The organism is Mycolicibacterium vulneris, assembly GCF_002104765.1.
Classification (GTDB): domain Bacteria; phylum Actinomycetota; class Actinomycetes; order Mycobacteriales; family Mycobacteriaceae; genus Mycobacterium; species Mycobacterium vulneris.
In genome coordinates this window covers 203,923-220,416 of record NZ_NCXM01000004.1, presented here as the reverse complement: position 1 = coordinate 220,416, position 16,494 = coordinate 203,923, and the positions used below count along the sequence as shown (strand labels likewise).

The following is a 16,494-nucleotide window of genomic DNA, read 5'->3' as shown; positions in this document are numbered from 1 at the left end:
TCTAAAGTCGAATCGCATGACGATCGATGTCTGGATGCAGCATCCGACTGCGCGGTTCCTGCGCAGCGACATGCTGGCATCCCTGCGGCGGTGGACGGGCGGGACGATCCCCGACACCGACATCCCGATCGAGACGACCCTGGCGTCGATGGACTCCGCCGGCGTCGAATTGGGCGTGCTCAGCGCCTGGCGCGGGCCGGGCGGAGCGGACCTGGTCTCCAACGACGAGGTGGCGCAATGGATTGCCGCGCACCCGGACCGGCTCGCCGGCCTGGCCACCGTCGACCTGGACCGGCCGATGGCAGCCGTCCGGGAGTTGCGGCGCCGCATCGCCGACGGGGGATTCGTGGGGCTGCGGGTGGTGCCGTGGTTGTGGAATGCCCCGCCCACCGATCGTCGCTACTATCCGCTGTTCGCCCAGTGCGTGGAATCCGGCGTACCGTTCTGCACCCAGGTCGGCCACACCGGCCCGCTGCGCCCGTCGGAGACCGGCCGGCCGATTCCCTACATCGACCAGGTGGCGCTGGACTTCCCGGAGCTGGTGATCGTCTGCGGCCACGTCGGCTACCCGTGGACCGAGGAGATGGTCGCGGTGGCCCGCAAGCACGAAAACGTCTACATCGACACCTCGGCGTACACGATCAAGCGGTTGCCCGACGAACTCGTCCGGTTCATGAAGACCGGAACTGGGCAGCGAAAAGTGTTGTTCGGCACCAATTATCCGATGATCACCCACGAGCACGCGCTGGCGGGACTGGACGAACTCGGGCTGACCGACGACGCTCGCCGAGACTTCCTGCGCGGCAACGCCGAACGAGTTTTCCGACTGGAGGTAATGAAGTGAACGGTGCCCAGGCCCTGATCAACACCCTGGTCGACGGGGGCGTCGACGTGTGTTTCGCCAACCCGGGCACGTCGGAGATGCACTTCGTCGCCGCACTGGACGCCGTGCCGCGGATGCGCGGCGTGCTGGCGTTGTTCGAGGGGGTCGCCACCGGCGCGGCCGACGGTTATGCCCGCATCGCCGATCGCCCGGCCGCCGTCCTGCTGCACTTGGGCCCCGGGCTGGGCAACGGCCTGGCCAACCTGCACAACGCCCGTCGCGCGCGGGTGCCGATGGTGGTGGTGGTCGGCGACCACGCCACGTATCACAAGAAGTACGACGCCCCACTGGAATCCGATATCGACGCGCTTGCCGGCACCGTCTCGGGATGGGTGCGCCGAACCAGTGACGCCTCCCAGGTATCCGCCGACGCCGTCGAGGGCATCGCGGCCAGCCGGTGGGGTTCGCAGATCTCGACGCTGATCCTGCCCGCCGACGTGTCCTGGTCCGACGGCGCCCAGCTGTTCTCCAACCTGGAAACGCAGCCGACGGGCGCCGATTCGCTGCTGGCGCCCGAGGTGCTCGAGGTGCTTCGCTCCGGGGAGCCGACGGTGATCATGGTGGGCGGCGACGCCACCCGCCACGCGGGCCTGGCGGCGGCCACCCGCATCGGGGCGGCCACGGGCGCCCGCGTGCTGTGCGAGACCTTCCCGACCCGGCTGGAGCGCGGCGCCGGCGTCCCCGCGGTCGACCGGCTGGCGTATTTCGCCGAGGCCGCGATGGCCCAGCTGGACGGCGCCAAGCATCTGGTGCTGGCCGGCGCCAAGTCGCCGGTGTCGTTCTTCGCCTACCCGGGCATGCCCAGCGATCTGGTACCGGCCGGCTGCGAGGTGCATGTGCTCGCCGAATACAGCGGCGCGGCAGACGCTTTGATCGCCCTGGCCGATCAGCTGGCACCGGGCACCGAAGCGCCGGTGGCGCCCGCATCGCGTCCGCAGCTGCCGACGGGTCCGCTGACCTCCGCGTCGGCCGCCGACGTGATCGGGGCGCTGTTGCCCGAAGCCGCGATCGTGGTCGACGAGTCGAACACCTCCGGTGTGTTGCTTGCGGGGGCGACGGCCGGCGCGCCGGCGCACGACTGGCTGACCCTGACCGGTGGGGCGATCGGCTACGGCATCCCGGCCGCGGTGGGCGCCGCGGTGGCCGCCCCGCACCGTCCGGTGCTGTGCCTGGAATCCGACGGCTCGGCGATGTACACGATTTCGGGATTGTGGACCCAGGCCCGCGAGAACCTCAACGTGACCACCGTGCTGTACAACAACAGCGCCTACGACATCCTCCGGATTGAGCTGCAACGCGTCGGCGCGGGGTCCGCGCCCGGGCCCGAAGCGCTCGCGCTGCTCGATTTATCAGACCCCACAATGGATTTCGTGAAGATCAGCGAGGGCATGGGAGTGCCCGCGCGGCGCGTCACCACCGCCGAGGAATTGGCCGACGCGTTGCGCGCCGCCTTCGCCGAACCCGGACCGCACCTGATCGACGCCGTGGTGCCGTCAATAACGGGCTAGGGTCGGCAGCCGGCTCAGCAGCCAGTCCGTCATCGTATTGACTACCTCGACGCCCGTTTCGAACGCGCCGTCGTCCGCGTCCGCTGCCAGCGCCACACCCCATTGGCCGGACGGCGTCGGGACGATGCCGAACTGGCGGACCAGATACCCGCCATGCACGCCCGGGCCCCAACCGCCCTTCGCGGCATGGCCTTTGGCGGCCAGCCCCCACTGGTCGCCGGCGACCAGCCGCTGCATGAGGTCGATCACTTCCACGGCATCGGGGATGGTCGACAGCTCCGCGGCGAATCGCGCCTGGCGCTGCAAGCTCCACTGGGTTTGGCCGAAAGCGGTGAAGCCACGGCGAAGTCGCCGCGATTCGACCACCGTCGCGGTGTCACCGCCTTCGGCCACCACGCCCTGGACCCGCCGCGCCGCGTCCATCGGCGCGCCCAGTTGCGACCACAACTGTTCGGAGGCGCGATTATCGGATTCGGTGATGGCCTTCACCACCAGCTCGCGCGAGCCCAGCCAATCGTTGCGCAGCGCCGCGATCGCCAGGGGCACCTTGATGGTCGACCATGCCACGCCCGACCACCAGCTGCCCAGGGAAAACGTTCTGTCCGGCCGGGCGATCGCGACGCCGACGCTCGCCGGTGCCGCGTCGGAGAGCTGTTCGAAGCTGGCTTCCAGCGCGAGTTCGAGAGGCCGTGCGGTCATGCGCTGATTTCCCTATCCGCGTCCGTGACGATGACGCCGAGGTGGGCGACCGGCGCATCCACCATCGCGTCTCCTTGTCCTTGCGGCATTTTCATTTGCGGCCCCGCATTCATCTGCGGCGTGTGCGGGGCAAGGTCGTCAGCCCGCCGGTGGCGGGAGCGGCGGCAGCGGCGGCCCTTGCTCCGGCGGGGGAGGAGCTTCCCACCGTTCGGGGTCCGGCGTCGGCGGTGACCACACCAGCGGCAGCGGGGGCGGCGGGGGCGGCTCCGCCGCGGCGGGGACCGCACCCAGCCCGAGCGCGGCGGCGCCCAGCGACCCGACCAGGATCGAGCCGGCGATCACTTCGCGGATTTTCATCAACCGCTGAGCTTACTGCCAGGAGCACGCATCAGGCGGCAACGCCCGCCCTCGGGCGGCTAACGGTGGATCTTCCACACCGGGTCGCCGCAGTCGACGCCCTGGGCGGCCAGCTGTCGCTTCAGCACTTTGAACGTCACCGTCCGCGGGAGTTCGGCGCTGATCCGCACGTACGACGGCCACTGTTTGGGTCCCAGGTCCGGCTGCTCCGCCAGGAAGGCGCGGAACTTCCCGTCGTCGAACTCGGTGCCCGGCGCCATCACCACCGCGGCCATCACCTGGTCGCCGACGACCGCGTCCGGCACCGGGTACACCGCGACCTCGGCGATGTCGGGGTGGCGCAGCAACACCCGTTCGATCGGGGCCGCACCAAGGTTTTCGCCGTCGACCCGCATCCAATCGCCCAGCCGTCCAGCGAAGTACGCGTACCCGGCGTCGTCGCGGTAGGCGAGATCACCGCTGTGGTACACCCCGCCGGCCATCCGCTCGGTCTCGGCCGCCTCGTCGTTGTAGTAACCCTCGAAACGCCCCGGCCCCGCGGTGTTGACCAGTTCGCCGACCACGCCCGGCGGGCATGACGCGCCGGTGTCGGGATCGATGATGTCGATGCCGTCGGGAAGCGGGCCCAGTGAACCCGCCGGCGTATCGGGCGTGCGCGCGATGGCCACGCCGCCTTCGGTGGAGCCGAATCCGTCCTGCACAACGCACCCGAACCTGCGTGCGAAGCGCTCGATGTCATCGGGCACGCCCTCGTTGCCGTAGACCGCGCGCAGCGGGTTGTCCGCGTCGTCGGGACGCTCGGGCGTGGCGAGCACGTACGACAGCGGCTTGCCCACGTAATTGGCGTAGGTGGCGCCGTAGCGGCGCACATCGACGATGAAGTTCGAGGCGGAGAACTTGCGCCGCAATGCCATCGAGCCCTCGCAGGCTGCCGCCACCGCCCAGCCGACGAGCACCGCGTTGGAATGAAACAGGGGCATCGACACATAGCAGACGTCGTCGCGGCCGAGGTCGAAGCGCTGTGACATGGTCACGCCCGCGATCGCGACCTTACCGTGGCTGCACTTGACTGCCTTGGGCTCGCCGCTGGTGCCTGACGTGAAGATCAGCATGAAAAGATCCGCCGGCGAGGCGTTCTGAAAAGAGATTGGCGCGTCGCGGTGCGCGGCGATCTCGTCGGCCCAGGCGGGGGAGTCGGCATTCAGATGCTCGATGTCGCCGAGCGTCTCAGCCGACTTCGAGTCGGCCAGCACCAGTTGGCAGTCGGCCCTTGCGATGTCGCGTTGCAGCGCCTCGCCGCGGCGCACCGGGTTGAGCCCCACCGGCACGATCCCCGACATTCCCGCCGCCGCCAGCATCGCCGAGAAGAACGGGGTGTTCTCCAGCAGCACGCCGACATGCGGCGGCCGGCCGGGGTCGAGCCGCGCCCGCAGCGCCGCGGCAATGGCGGCACCGTGCTGCAGGTGATCGCGCCAGCTGGTGAACGAGTCCTCGAAGTAGATACCCCGGTCGTCGATTTCGGTCAGCGGCGCCAGCAGCTTGGCGACCGTCAATTCATCGGTGAGATCCATTGCGCCTAAGCGGGTGTCTCGGCCAGCTCCCGGCCGATCCGGCGCAGCTGCCCGGTGGCACCGCCCAGGGCGAACTCGGTCTCCTTGGCGGCCAGGAAGTAGCGGTGCGCGGGGTGATCGGTGTCGACGCCGACGCCGCCGTGCACGTGCACGATGGTGTGCGCCACCCGATGACCGGCGTCCGCTGCCCAGAACGCCGCACTGGCGACGTCGATCTCGGCCGGAATGTCCTCCGAGACCCGCCATGCCGCCTGGGTGAGGGTGAGCCGCAGCCCCTTGACGTCGATGTAGCCGTCGGCCAGTCGCTGCGACACCGCCTGGAAGCTGCCGATCGGGCGGTCGAACTGCTCACGCTCGCGTGCGTATTCGGCCGTCATCTGCAGGCCCCGCTCGAGCACCCCGAGCTGGAAAGCGCTGCGGCCCAAGGTACCCAGCGTGCCGAGCCACGTCACGACCTCGGCGCCGCCGACCTTGCGGCCCTCGTCCACCTCGGTCCCATCCAGGGCCAGGCGCCCGACGCTGCCCAGGCCGGTGGTTTCCAGTGCGGTCACCGTGACGCCGGGGGCGTCGGCGGCGACCAGGAAAACCGCCGTGCCGGAGTCCGTTTCGGCGGGCACCAGGAACGCGTCGGCCACCGGGCCGAAGCCGACCTGGGTGCGGGTTCCGGTCAGCCGGTACCCGCCGCCGGCGCCGACGGCCTGCACGGGGCCGTCGCCCATCTCGCCGTCGAGGGCGACGGCGAGCGTCTTCTCACCGTTGACTGCCGGCACGCCCCAACTCTGTTGCAGCTCTTCGGAGCCGAACCGGGCCAGCGCTCCGGCACCCAGCACCACCGACTCCAGGTAGGGCACCGCCGCCAGCTGGTGTCCCAGCGCGACCAGGATCGCGATCTGCTCGAGCGCGCCGAAACCGTCGCCGCCCAGCGATGAAGCCGAGGCGCTGGACAGGATGCCGGCGTCGATCAGCTTGCGCCACAGGTCGCGGTCGAACCGCTGATCGAGCCCGTCGAGCTCACGCTGGTGTTCGGGGGTGCATACCGAGTCCACGATGGTGTCGACCAGGTTGCCGAGGTCGTTCGCCGCTTCGGTGGTGGTGAAATCCATGAACGTCCGTCCTTCTATTCCGTAGCGGCTCAGCGGCTCAGCGGTTCCGGGGCAGGCCTAGGGCGACCATGCCGATGATGTCGCGCTGCACTTCGTTGGTGCCGCCGCCGAACGTCAGGATCAGGCAGGCCCGATGCATCCGTTCGACCCGGCCGCGCAGCAACGAGCCCGGCGAATTCTGGCGCACCGTTGCGGCGGTACCCAGCACCTCCATCAGCAGCCGGTAGGCCTCGGTGGCCAGCTCGGTGCCGTACACCTTGGCCGCCGACGCGTCGGCGGGTGACAGCGCTTCGTCTGCCGCCGAGGCGAGTTCCCAGTTGATCAGCTTGAGTACTTCGGCCTTGGCGTGCACGCGGGCCAGGTTGATCTGCACCCATTCCGAGTCGATCAGCCGGGCGCCACCGGCGTCCTTGGTGTTCTGCGCCCATTCGCGAACCTCGCGCAGGGCCAGGAAGATCGGTTGCGGCGAGACCAGCGCGACCCGCTCGTGGTTGAGCTGGTTGGTCACCAGTTTCCAGCCGCCGTTCTCTTCGCCGACCAGGTTGGTCACCGGGACGCGCACATCGGAGTAGTAGGTGGCGCTGGTGTCCACGCCGGCCATGGTGTGCACCGGCGTCCAGGAGAAACCCTCGGCGGTCGTCGGCACGGTCAGCATCGAAATGCCGCGGTGCTTCTTGGCCTCGGGGTTAGTGCGCACGGCCAGCCACACCCAGTCCGCATAGGCGATCAGGCTGGTCCACATCTTCTGGCCGTTGATGACGTAGTCGTCACCGTCGCGCACCGCCGTGGTGCGCAGGTTGGCCAGGTCGGTGCCGGCGCCGGGCTCCGAGTAGCCGATGGAGAAGTGCAGCTCGCCCGCCGCGATCTTGGGCAGGAAGAACTTCTTCTGTTCCTCGGTGCCGAACGCCATGATCGTCGGCGCCACGCTGTTGATGGTCAGGAACGGCACCGGCACGCCGGCGATGGCAGCCTCATCGGTGAAGATCAGCGAGTCCATCGGGGAGCGGTCCTGGCCGCCGTACTCCTTGGGCCAGTTCAGGGTGAGCCAGCCGTCCTTGCCCATCTGCGCGACGGTGTCGCGGTAGGCGGTGCCGGTGCCGACCTCGCCGCCGCCCGAGGAGGTCAGCGCCTCGCGGCGCTCGGGGGTCATCAGCTCGGTGAAGTACGACCGCAGCTCGCGACGCAGCTCCTCTTGTTCGGGGGTGTAACTGATACGCATTTCGGCCGTCCTTGAGGTTAACGACGTTCGGAGTAACAAGCCTCGTCACAGGCTGCAGCTCGACCAACGGCTACCCGTTCGCCTCCCCGGTTGTAACACGTTCTAGTCTGGGAATCCAGCGACCGTTTCGCCAGATGTGTCGGGGCCCTATGGTGGACCTACATACTGATGAGGCGTGTCCTCAGGTGAAGGCCAGGTTCAAGGAGGGTGCTGTGCGGGTGATCGTGGACCGTGACCGATGCGAAGGTAACGCAGTGTGCTTGGGAATTGCGCCAGATATCTTCGACCTGGACGACGAAGACTACGCCGTGGTGAAGCTCGACCCGATTCCCGCCGATCAGGAGCAACTGGCCGAGCAGGCGATCGCCGAATGCCCGCGCGCGGCACTTCAGCGCGGCGACTAATGCGAGCCCAGAGCGCGTAACCCGAAACTAGAGGTATTCATAAATTGACTAGCAGCACGAACGTGACCGATCTCTCCGGAAAGGTCGCGGTGGTGACCGGTGCGGCCGCGGGCTTGGGACGCGCCGAGGCGCTCGGCCTGGCACGCCAGGGCGCGACCGTCGTCGTCAACGACATCGCCGCGGCGTTGGACGCCTCCGACGTCATCGACGAAATCAACTCCGCCGGTTCGAAGGCCGTCGCGGTGGCCGGCGACATCAGCGAACGCTCCACCGCCGACGAACTGGTTGCTCAGGCCGACTCGCTGGGTGGCCTCGACATCGTGGTCAACAACGCCGGGATCACTCGCGACCGGATGTTGTTCAACATGTCCGACGAGGAGTGGGATCTGGTCATCGCCGTGCACCTGCGCGGTCACTTCCTGCTGACCCGCAATGCGGCGACCTACTGGCGCAACAAGGCCAAGGACGCCGGCGGCCAGATCTTCGGGCGCATTGTCAACACCGCCTCGGAGGCCGGGCTGGTCGGTCCGGTGGGGCAGGCGAACTACGGCGCCGCCAAGGCGGGCATCATCTCCCTCACCCTGACGGCAGCGCGGGCGCTGGGCCGCTACGGCGTGTGCGCCAACGCCATCTGCCCACGTGCGCGCACCGCGATGACGGCCGACGTCTTCGGCGACGCACCCAAGGTGGAAGCGGGCGGCATCGACCCGCTGTCGCCCGAGCATGTGGTCAATCTGGTGCAGTTCCTGTCGTCCCCGGCGGCGGCCGAGGTGAACGGTCAGGTCTTCATCGTCTACGGTCCACAGGTGACATTGGTCGCTGCGCCGACCGCGGAGCGGAAATTCAGCGCCGAGGGCCCCGCCTGGGACCCTGCCCAGCTGAGTTCGACGCTGCAGGATTACTTTGCTGGCCGTGATCCTGAGCACAATTTCTCCGCGGGCGCACTGATGGAGCAATAGCCTTAAAAGGCTGGCTGACCGGGGGGGAATCGCCAGTAGAACGTGTGTCAGTTTTACACGTGACAAGTGCTTCTGAGCTGGCAAATTAACGGTTCGGATAAGGAAGCCCTGTTCATTGACATGGTCAACTTGTTCTGAGTTAATATGATCCGGCTCACACCCAGCCGCATGGGACCGTAGACGACGCAAAGGCCACACATAGACTTCGCCGAGACCAGACCGAGGGGGGAACCGCGTTGAGGGAACAACTTGCGGTTCCCGCCCGCGCCGTCGGCGGATTTTTCGAAATGATGTTGGACACAGGCCGCGCGGCTTTCCGCCGGCCGTTTCAAATCGGTGAGTTTCTCGACCAGACGTGGATGATCGCGCGCGTGTCGCTGGTCCCCACGCTGCTGGTGTCCATCCCGTTCACGGTCCTGGTCGCCTTCACCCTCAACATCCTGCTGCGCGAGATCGGCGCCGCCGACCTGTCCGGCGCCGGGACGGCATTCGGCACCATCACCCAGCTGGGGCCGGTGGTGACGGTGCTCGTCGTGGCCGGCGCCGGTGCCACCGCGATCTGCGCCGACCTCGGCGCTCGCACCATCCGCGAAGAAATCGACGCGATGCGGGTGCTCGGCATCGACCCGATCCAGCGGCTGGTCGTGCCCCGCGTGCTGGCCTCCACGGTGGTGGCCCTGCTGCTCAACGGCTTGGTGTGCGCCATCGGTCTTTCCGGTGGCTACGTGTTCTCCGTCTTCCTGCAGGGCGTCAACCCCGGCGCGTTCATCAACGGCTTGACAGTGCTGACCGGCCTGCGCGAGCTGGTGCTGGCCGAAGTCAAGGCGCTGCTGTTCGGCGTGATGGCCGGCATGGTGGGCTGCTACCGCGGCCTCACCGTCAAGGGTGGGCCCAAGGGCGTCGGCAACGCGGTCAACGAGACCGTGGTCTACGCCTTCATCTGTCTGTTCGTGATCAACGTGGTGATGACCGCCATCGGCGTGCGGATCTCGGCGAAGTGATGGGATGGGTGCGCACGCCATGAGTTACGACGCAACACTGCGGTTCCGCCGCATCTTCACCCGGCTGCAGGAGCCCGTCGACGACTTCGGCGAGCAGGCGTTGTTCTACGGGCAGACCATGCGGTATGTCCCCAACGCGATCACCCGCTACCGCAAGGAGACGGTCCGGCTGATCGCCGAGATGACGATGGGCGCGGGAGCGCTCGTCATGATCGGCGGCACGGTCGGTGTGGCCGCCTTCCTGACCCTGGCCTCCGGCGGTGTCATTGCCGTGCAGGGGTATTCGTCGCTGGGCAACATCGGCATCGAGGCGCTGACGGGATTCCTGTCGGCATTCCTGAACGTCCGTGTCGTCGCGCCGGTGATCGCCGGTATCGCGCTGGCCGCCACCATCGGCGCCGGCGCCACCGCCCAATTGGGCGCCATGCGGGTGTCCGAGGAGATCGACGCCGTCGAATGCATGGCGGTGCACTCGGTGTCCTACCTGGTATCGACCCGCCTGATCGCCGGCCTCATCGCGATCATCCCGCTGTATTCGCTGTCCGTGCTGGCCGCGTTCTTCGCCGCCCGCTTCACCACGGTGTACATCAACGGGCAGTCAAAGGGGCTCTACGACCACTACTTCAATACATTCCTTATTCCGTCGGACCTGCTGTGGTCGTTCCTGCAGGCGATCGTGATGTCGATCGCGGTGATGCTCATACATACCTATTACGGCTACAACGCCAACGGCGGTCCGGTCGGCGTCGGGATCGCGGTCGGCCAGGCCGTGCGTACTTCGCTGATCGTCGTGGTCGTCATTACATTGTTCATCTCGCTCGCTGTGTATGGGGCGTCCGGTAACTTCAACCTCTCCGGATAAGAGGACCGCTTAAAAGGGACATGGCAGAAACAGACGCGCGACGCACAACCGTCCGGCTGGCAGCAGCAGTGCTGGCCAGCCTGATTGTGGCTTTCGCTGTGCTGACTTACCTTTCCTACACAGCGGCCTTCGCGTCGATCGACACCGTCACGGTGTCAGCACCCCGGGCCGGGCTGGTGATGGAGAAGGGCGCCAAGGTCAAATACCGGGGTATTCAGATCGGCAAGGTCGAAACCATCGACTATTCCGGTGACCAGGCGCGGCTGACGCTGGGCATCAACAGCGACGACATTCGTTTCATCCCGTCCAACGCGACGGTGCACATCGCCGGTAACACCATTTTCGGTGCCAAGGCCGTGGAATTCATTCCGCCGCAGGCTCCCTCGCCGACGTCGCTGCGTCCGGATGCGCATGTGGCGGCCTCTTCGGTGCAGCTGGAAGTCAACACCTTGTTCCAGTCGTTGATGGACCTGCTGCACAAGATCGACCCCGTCGAACTCAACGGCACGCTGAGCGCGTTCGCGGAAGGCCTGCGCGGCCACGGCGACGACCTGGGCGGCATCCTGACCGGCCTGAATACGCTGACGCGCCAGGCGAACCCGAAGCTGCCCGCGCTGCAGGAGGACTTCCGCAAGACCGCGGTGGTGGCCAACGTCTACGCCGACGCGGCGCCGGACCTGACCACCGTGATCGACAACCTGCCGACGATCAACAAGACGGTTGTGGACCAGCAGAAGAACCTGGACAGCACGCTGTTGGCCACAATCGGCCTGTCGAACAACGCGTATGAAACGCTGGCCCCTGCCGAAGAGGACTTCATCGCTACCATCAACCGGCTGCGGGCCCCGCTCAAGGTGGCCGCCGACTACTCGCCGGAACTCGGCTGCCTGTTCGCCGGCGTCGAGCGCGGTATCAAGGAATTCGCCCCGTTGCTCGGTGTCCGCAAGGCAGGCCTGTTCACGTCGTCGAGCTTCGTGCTGGGTGCTCCTTCCTATACCTACCCCGAATCGCTGCCGATCGTGAACGCCTCGGGCGGCCCGAACTGCCGTGGGCTGCCTGACATTCCGACCAAGCAGACCGGCGGATCGTTCTTCCGTTCCCCGTTCCTGGTGACCGACAACGCGAACATCCCGTACGAGCCGTTCACCGAGTTGCAGTTCGACGCGCCCTCCACGCTGCAGTTCTTGTTCCACGGCGCCTTCGCGGAACGGGACGACTTCTGATGGCCGACTCGGGGATGCCGTCGCACCGCGAGATGATGACCAAGGTCAGCATCTTCGTGGTGGCCATGCTGCTGGTGTCTGCGGGGCTGGTGGTAATCTTCGGCGACTTCCGCTTCGGCCCCGAAAGCACTTACCACGCAACGTTTACCGACGTGTCACGGCTGAAGTCCGGCCAGAAGGTGCGCATCGCCGGTGTGCCGGTCGGCGCGGTGTCGGGCATCAAGCTCAACCCCGACAACACCATCGACGTGAAGTTCAGGGTCGACAAGCGCTACACGCTCTATTCGTCCACGCGCGCGGCGATCCGCTACGAAAACCTGGTCGGCGACCGGTTCCTGGAGATCACGTCGGGCCCCGGGGAGCTGCGCAAGCTGCCGGCCGGCGCGACGATCAACAGCCAACACACCCAGCCCGCACTGGATCTCGACGCGCTGCTGGGCGGACTGCGGCCGGTGCTCAAAGGGCTTGACGCCGACAAGGTCAACACCATCAGCAGCGCGGTCATCCAATTACTGCAGGGTCAGGGCGGCGCGTTGTCCAACGTGCTGGCCGACACCAGCGCGTTCTCCTCGGCCCTGGGCCAGCGGGACCAGCTCATCGGCGACGTGATCAACAACCTCAATACGGTGCTGACGACCGTGGACCAACGCAGCGCACAATTCTCGACCAGCGTCGATCAGCTGCAACAACTGATCACCGGGCTGGCCCAGCACAAGGACGACATCGCCGGTGCCATTCCACCTCTGGCGTCGACGACGACGGATCTGACTCAGCTGCTGAAGAATTCGCGCCGACCGCTGCAGGGCATCCTGGAGAACACCCGCCCGCTGGCCACCGAACTGGACAACCGCAAGGCCGAGGTGAACAACGACGTCGAACAGCTGGGCGAGGACTATCTGCGGTTATCCGCCCTCGGCGCCTACGGGTCGTTCTTCAACATTTACTTCTGCTCCGTGACGATCAAGATCAATGGCCCGGCCGGTAGCGACATCCTGCTGCCGCTCGGTGGCCAGGTGGATCCCAGCAAGGGCAGGTGCGCTTTTGTCAAGTAACTCAAGGCGCGAGCGCGATCCACTGCGCACGGGCATCTTCGGCGTGGTGCTGGTTCTGTGTGTCGTGCTCATTGCGTTCGGCTACTCCGGGTTACCGTTCTGGCCCCAGGGCAAGATCTACGACGCCTACTTCACCGACGCCGGCGGCATCAATCCCGGCAACGCCGTTTATGTTTCGGGTTTCAAGGTCGGCAAGGTGACCTCGGTGGGTCTGGCCGGCGACAGCGCCAAGATCAGCTTCAGCGTCGACCGCCACGTCGCGGTCGGCGACCAGTCGCTGGCCGCGATCCGCACCGACACCATTCTCGGTGAGCGCTCCATCTCGGTGACCCCGGCCGGCGGCGGCAAGGCGACCACCATCCCGCTCAGCCGCACGACCACGCCCTACACGCTCGCCGGCGCGCTCGAGGATCTGGGCCAGAACGCCAACAACCTGGACAAGCCGCAGTTCGAGAAGGCGCTGAACGTCCTGACCGACACCCTGCACGACGCCAACCCGCAGTTGCGCGGTGCGCTGGACGGCGTGACGTCGCTGTCACGCACGCTGGACCGCCGTGATGAGGCGCTGCAAAGCCTGCTGGCACACGCGAAGTCGGTCACCGGCGTGTTGTCGCAGCGCGCCGACCAGGTCAACAGACTGGTCGATGACGGTAACGAGTTGTTCGCCGCCCTCGACGAACGGCGCAGCGCCCTGAGTCAGCTGATCTCGGGGATCCAGGACCTTTCCACGCAGATCTCCGGCTTCGTCGCCGATAACCGCAAGGAATTCGGTCCTGCGCTGAACAAGCTCAACGACGTGCTGTCCAACCTCAACGAGCGCCGCGACTACATCACCGAAGCCCTCAAGCGGCTGCCCACCTACGCCACCGAGCTGGGTGAGGTCGTCGGTTCGGGTCCCGGATTCAACGTCAACGTCTACGGCGTGATCCCGGCGCCGCTGATTGCCACCATGTTCGACTTCTTCTATCAGCCCGGCAAGATGCCTGCCAGCCTCGCCGACTACCTGCGTGGCCTGATTCAGGAACGCTGGGTGATCAGGCCGAAGTCGCCATGACGCAGCGAATCCTCGGCAGCAGGGGGCTGCGCTACGCCACCATCATCGCGCTCGTCGCGGTGCTGGTGGGTGGCGTGTATGTGCTTTCGTCGCAAGCGAACAACCGCAAGATCGTCGGCTACTTCGCCTCAGCGGTCGGCCTGTACCCCGGTGACCAGGTGCGCATCCTGGGTGTCCCGGTCGGCACCATCGACACGATCGACCCGCGGCCTTCCGACGTCAAGATCACCATGTCGGTGAGCAAGGACGTGAAGATCCCGAAGGACGCCAAGGCGATCATCATGTCGCCAAACCTGGTGGCGGCCCGGTTCATTCAGCTGACACCGGCGTACACCAGCGGTCCGGAGATGGCCGACGGCGCCAGCATCGGCCCGGGCCGCACCGCGGTCCCGGTGGAATGGGACGAAGTCAAGGAGTCGCTGACCCAGCTGGCCGTGCAACTCGGACCCACGGCCGGATCGATGCAGGGCCCCCTGGGTGCGGCGATCAACCAGGCCGCCGACACGTTCGACGGCAAGGGCCAGTCCTTCCACAACGCGTTGCGTGAGCTCTCGCAAGCCGCTGGGCGGCTTGGGGATTCGCGCGGCGACATCTTCGACACGGTGAAGAACCTGCAGGTGCTGGTCAACGCGCTGTCGTCCAGCAACGAGCAGATCGTCCAGTTCGCCGGCAACGTCGCCTCGGTGTCGCAGGTGCTCGCCGACAGCTCGCGCCACCTCGACACCACGCTCGGCACCCTCAACAAGGCGTTGTCGGACATCCGCGGTTTCCTGCACGAGAACAACTCGACGATCGTCGATACGGTCAACAACCTCAACGACTTCGCGAAGACGCTCAGCGACCAGAGCGACAACATCGAGCAGGTGCTGCACGTCGCGGGCCCGGGTATCGCCAATTTCTACAACATCTACGACCCCGCCCAGGGCACACTCAACGGTCTGCTGTCAATACCGGAATTCGCCAACCCCGTGCAGTTCATCTGCGGTGGATCCTTCGAAACCGCCAGCGGCCCAAGGGCACCCGACTACTTCAAGCGCGCCGAACTCTGCCGGGAGCGATTGGGACCGGTGCTGCGCCGGCTCACCGTGAACTACCCGCCGCTGATGTTCCACCCGCTCAACACAATTACGGCGTACAAGGGCCAGATCATCTACGACACCCCGGAGACGCAGGCCAAGTCGGCGACCCCGGTGCCGCAGCTGACCTGGGTCCCGGCCAAGGGTGCCCAGACGCCGCCCGCCGCCCAGAACCCGGCGGATCTGCAGGCCCTGCTGGTCCCGACGGCCCCGCAGGCCGCCCCCGGGCCGGGCCAACCGGCACCGGCGGGTGCCGCTCCCGCGCCTGGCCCCGCTCCCGGAAGCGCGTTCGGTCCGTTGCCGGGTCCGGCTCCGGGCCAGGCACCCAGTGGGCCGGCGGCCGACTTGGGCGGTGGCGGATGAACCGAATGTGGTTGCGCGCCGGTGGATTGGCGACCGGCAGCATGCTGCTGGCCGGCTGTCAGTTCAGCGGGCTGAACTCGCTGGCGATGCCCGGCACCGCCGGTCACGGCAGCGGCGCCTACTCGATCACCGTCGAGCTGCCCGACGTGGCGACGTTGCCGCAGAACTCTCCGGTCATGGTCGACGACGTCACCGTCGGCAGTGTCGCCGGAATCTCGGCCGAACAGCGGGTCGACGGATCGTTCTATGCGGCAGTGAAATTGGCGCTCGACAAGAACGTGGTGCTGCCCGCCAACTCGACCGCGACGGTCGCCCAGACCTCGCTACTCGGTTCGATGCACATCGACCTGGCCCGGCCGAAGGACAAGCCGGCCGTCGGCAAGCTGAAGGACGGGTCGAAGATCGCCGAGGCCAACACCGGCCGCTATCCCACTACCGAAGAGGTGCTCTCGGCGCTCGGCGTGGTGGTGAACAAGGGCAATGTCGGTGCCCTGGAAGAGATCACCGACGAGACCTACCGGGCAGTCGCCGGCCGCCAGGACCAGTTCGTCGACCTGATCCCCAGGCTCGCGGAGCTGACCTCGGGACTGAACCGTCAGGTCAACGACATCATCGATGCCGTCGACGGACTGAACCGATTCTCGGCGACCCTGGCGCACGACAAGGACAATCTGGGCCGGGCGCTGGACACGCTGCCCGAGGCAATTCGCGTGCTCAACAAGAACCGCGGCCACATCGTCGAGGCCTTCGCCGCGCTGCACAAACTGGCGAACGTCACCTCGAACATCCTGGCCAAAACCAAGGTGGACTTCGCCGCCGACATGAAGGACCTGTATTCGGTCGTCAAGGCGCTGAACGACAACCGGAGGAACTTCATCACTTCGCTGCAGTTGTTGCTGACGTTCCCGTTCCCCAACTTCGGTATCAAGCAGGCCGTGCGTGGCGACTACCTCAACGTGTTCACCACCTTCGACCTCACCCTGCGCCGCCTTGGTGAAACATTCTTCACCACCGCGTATTTCGACCCGAACATGGCCCACATGAATGAGATCCTCAACCCGCCCGACTTCTTGACCGGCGAGATGGCCAACCTGTCCGGACAGGCGGCCGATCCGTTCAAGATCCCGCCCGGCACGGCTTCAGGACGGTAGGGGCGGGCG

16 protein-coding genes are annotated in these 16,494 nt (G+C 66.7%); 11 read left to right on the top strand and 5 right to left on the bottom strand.

Annotation, left to right across the window (positions count from 1 at the left end; translation table 11 throughout):
• Positions 1-16: 16 nt before the first annotated feature.
• Positions 17-844 (top strand): amidohydrolase family protein, encoded by an 828-nt coding sequence (locus B8W69_RS05965; protein ID WP_085288990.1) that lies wholly within the window; start codon positions 17-19, stop codon positions 842-844.
• The gene (locus tag B8W69_RS05960) at positions 841-2,391 is read left to right on the top strand and encodes an acetolactate synthase large subunit (protein WP_085288989.1); all 1,551 of its coding nucleotides are present in this window, start codon (positions 841-843) and stop codon (positions 2,389-2,391) included. The genes B8W69_RS05965 and B8W69_RS05960 overlap by 4 nt, the downstream gene beginning before the upstream one ends.
• Here B8W69_RS05960 and B8W69_RS05955 read toward each other — a convergent pair.
• From B8W69_RS05955 to B8W69_RS05935, 5 genes are all read right to left on the bottom strand, one after another.
• Entirely contained in the window at positions 2,377-3,090 is a 714-nt protein-coding gene (locus B8W69_RS05955; RefSeq protein ID WP_085288988.1) for a serine hydrolase, read from the bottom strand. The two genes, B8W69_RS05960 and B8W69_RS05955, sit on opposite strands and share 15 nt — an antisense overlap.
• A gap of 138 nt (positions 3,091-3,228) precedes the next feature.
• Positions 3,229-3,447: a hypothetical protein gene (locus B8W69_RS05950; RefSeq protein ID WP_085288987.1), complete on the bottom strand. Its 219-nt coding sequence runs from the start codon at positions 3,445-3,447 to the stop codon at positions 3,229-3,231.
• A gap of 59 nt (positions 3,448-3,506) precedes the next feature.
• Positions 3,507-5,018 (bottom strand): long-chain-fatty-acid--CoA ligase FadD17, encoded by a 1,512-nt coding sequence (gene fadD17, locus B8W69_RS05945; RefSeq protein WP_085288986.1) that lies wholly within the window; start codon positions 5,016-5,018, stop codon positions 3,507-3,509.
• A gap of 5 nt (positions 5,019-5,023) precedes the next feature.
• Positions 5,024-6,121 carry an acyl-CoA dehydrogenase family protein gene (locus B8W69_RS05940; protein WP_085288985.1) on the bottom strand — a complete coding sequence of 366 codons (1,098 nt, stop codon included), beginning with the start codon at positions 6,119-6,121 and terminating at the stop codon, positions 5,024-5,026.
• Between the two features lie 37 nt (positions 6,122-6,158).
• Positions 6,159-7,340 carry an acyl-CoA dehydrogenase gene (locus tag B8W69_RS05935; RefSeq protein ID WP_065028524.1) on the bottom strand — a complete coding sequence of 394 codons (1,182 nt, stop codon included), beginning with the start codon at positions 7,338-7,340 and terminating at the stop codon, positions 6,159-6,161.
• A 212-nt stretch (positions 7,341-7,552) separates the two neighbouring features.
• Here B8W69_RS05935 and B8W69_RS05930 point away from each other — a divergent pair, with 212 nt between their 5' ends.
• The 9 genes from B8W69_RS05930 to B8W69_RS05890 all read left to right on the top strand — a co-directional run bounded on the left by B8W69_RS05930 (position 7,553) and on the right by B8W69_RS05890 (position 16,485).
• A complete protein-coding gene (locus tag B8W69_RS05930) occupies positions 7,553-7,744 on the top strand; it encodes a ferredoxin (protein WP_007772497.1) in 192 nt (63 codons plus the stop codon).
• A 44-nt stretch (positions 7,745-7,788) separates the two neighbouring features.
• Positions 7,789-8,703, top strand: a complete 915-nt coding sequence (locus B8W69_RS05925; RefSeq protein WP_085288984.1) for a 3-oxoacyl-ACP reductase — start codon at positions 7,789-7,791, stop codon at positions 8,701-8,703.
• A gap of 236 nt (positions 8,704-8,939) precedes the next feature.
• Positions 8,940-9,704 (top strand): MlaE family ABC transporter permease, encoded by a 765-nt coding sequence (locus tag B8W69_RS05920; RefSeq protein ID WP_085288983.1) that lies wholly within the window; start codon positions 8,940-8,942, stop codon positions 9,702-9,704.
• Positions 9,705-9,723: 19 nt separating this feature from the next.
• The gene (locus B8W69_RS05915) at positions 9,724-10,566 is read left to right on the top strand and encodes an MlaE family ABC transporter permease (RefSeq protein ID WP_085289029.1); all 843 of its coding nucleotides are present in this window, start codon (positions 9,724-9,726) and stop codon (positions 10,564-10,566) included.
• Positions 10,567-10,586: 20 nt separating this feature from the next.
• Entirely contained in the window at positions 10,587-11,789 is a 1,203-nt protein-coding gene (locus B8W69_RS05910; RefSeq protein WP_085288982.1) for an MCE family protein, read from the top strand.
• Positions 11,789-12,841, top strand: coding sequence for a virulence factor Mce family protein (locus tag B8W69_RS05905; protein ID WP_085288981.1), 1,053 nt, complete (start codon positions 11,789-11,791; stop codon positions 12,839-12,841). The genes B8W69_RS05910 and B8W69_RS05905 overlap by 1 nt, the downstream gene beginning before the upstream one ends.
• Positions 12,831-13,895, top strand: a complete 1,065-nt coding sequence (locus B8W69_RS05900; protein WP_110881847.1) for a virulence factor Mce family protein — start codon at positions 12,831-12,833, stop codon at positions 13,893-13,895. Before B8W69_RS05905 ends, B8W69_RS05900 begins: the two co-directional genes overlap by 11 nt.
• A complete protein-coding gene (locus B8W69_RS05895) occupies positions 13,892-15,334 on the top strand; it encodes a virulence factor Mce family protein (RefSeq protein WP_085288979.1) in 1,443 nt (480 codons plus the stop codon). Before B8W69_RS05900 ends, B8W69_RS05895 begins: the two co-directional genes overlap by 4 nt.
• Positions 15,331-16,485 (top strand): MCE family protein, encoded by a 1,155-nt coding sequence (locus B8W69_RS05890; RefSeq protein WP_085288978.1) that lies wholly within the window; start codon positions 15,331-15,333, stop codon positions 16,483-16,485. The genes B8W69_RS05895 and B8W69_RS05890 overlap by 4 nt, the downstream gene beginning before the upstream one ends.
• Positions 16,486-16,494 lie beyond the last annotated feature (9 nt).

Bases quoted from the DNA above. Each gene is read 5' to 3' on its own strand.
- fadD17 (WP_085288986.1), bottom strand. From the start codon at position 5,018: ATGGATCTCACCGATGAATTGACGGTCGCCAAGCTGCTGGCGCCGCTG.
- B8W69_RS05905 (WP_085288981.1), top strand. From the start codon at position 11,789: ATGGCCGACTCGGGGATGCCGTCGCACCGCGAGATGATGACCAAGGTC.
- B8W69_RS05955 (WP_085288988.1), bottom strand. From the start codon at position 3,090: ATGACCGCACGGCCTCTCGAACTCGCGCTGGAAGCCAGCTTCGAACAG.
- B8W69_RS05890 (WP_085288978.1), top strand. From the start codon at position 15,331: ATGAACCGAATGTGGTTGCGCGCCGGTGGATTGGCGACCGGCAGCATG.
- B8W69_RS05950 (WP_085288987.1), bottom strand. From the start codon at position 3,447: ATGAAAATCCGCGAAGTGATCGCCGGCTCGATCCTGGTCGGGTCGCTG.
- B8W69_RS05915 (WP_085289029.1), top strand. From the start codon at position 9,724: ATGAGTTACGACGCAACACTGCGGTTCCGCCGCATCTTCACCCGGCTG.
- B8W69_RS05935 (WP_065028524.1), bottom strand. From the start codon at position 7,340: ATGCGTATCAGTTACACCCCCGAACAAGAGGAGCTGCGTCGCGAGCTG.
- B8W69_RS05965 (WP_085288990.1), top strand. From the start codon at position 17: ATGACGATCGATGTCTGGATGCAGCATCCGACTGCGCGGTTCCTGCGC.
- B8W69_RS05895 (WP_085288979.1), top strand. From the start codon at position 13,892: ATGACGCAGCGAATCCTCGGCAGCAGGGGGCTGCGCTACGCCACCATC.
- B8W69_RS05910 (WP_085288982.1), top strand. From the start codon at position 10,587: ATGGCAGAAACAGACGCGCGACGCACAACCGTCCGGCTGGCAGCAGCA.
- B8W69_RS05940 (WP_085288985.1), bottom strand. From the start codon at position 6,121: ATGGATTTCACCACCACCGAAGCGGCGAACGACCTCGGCAACCTGGTC.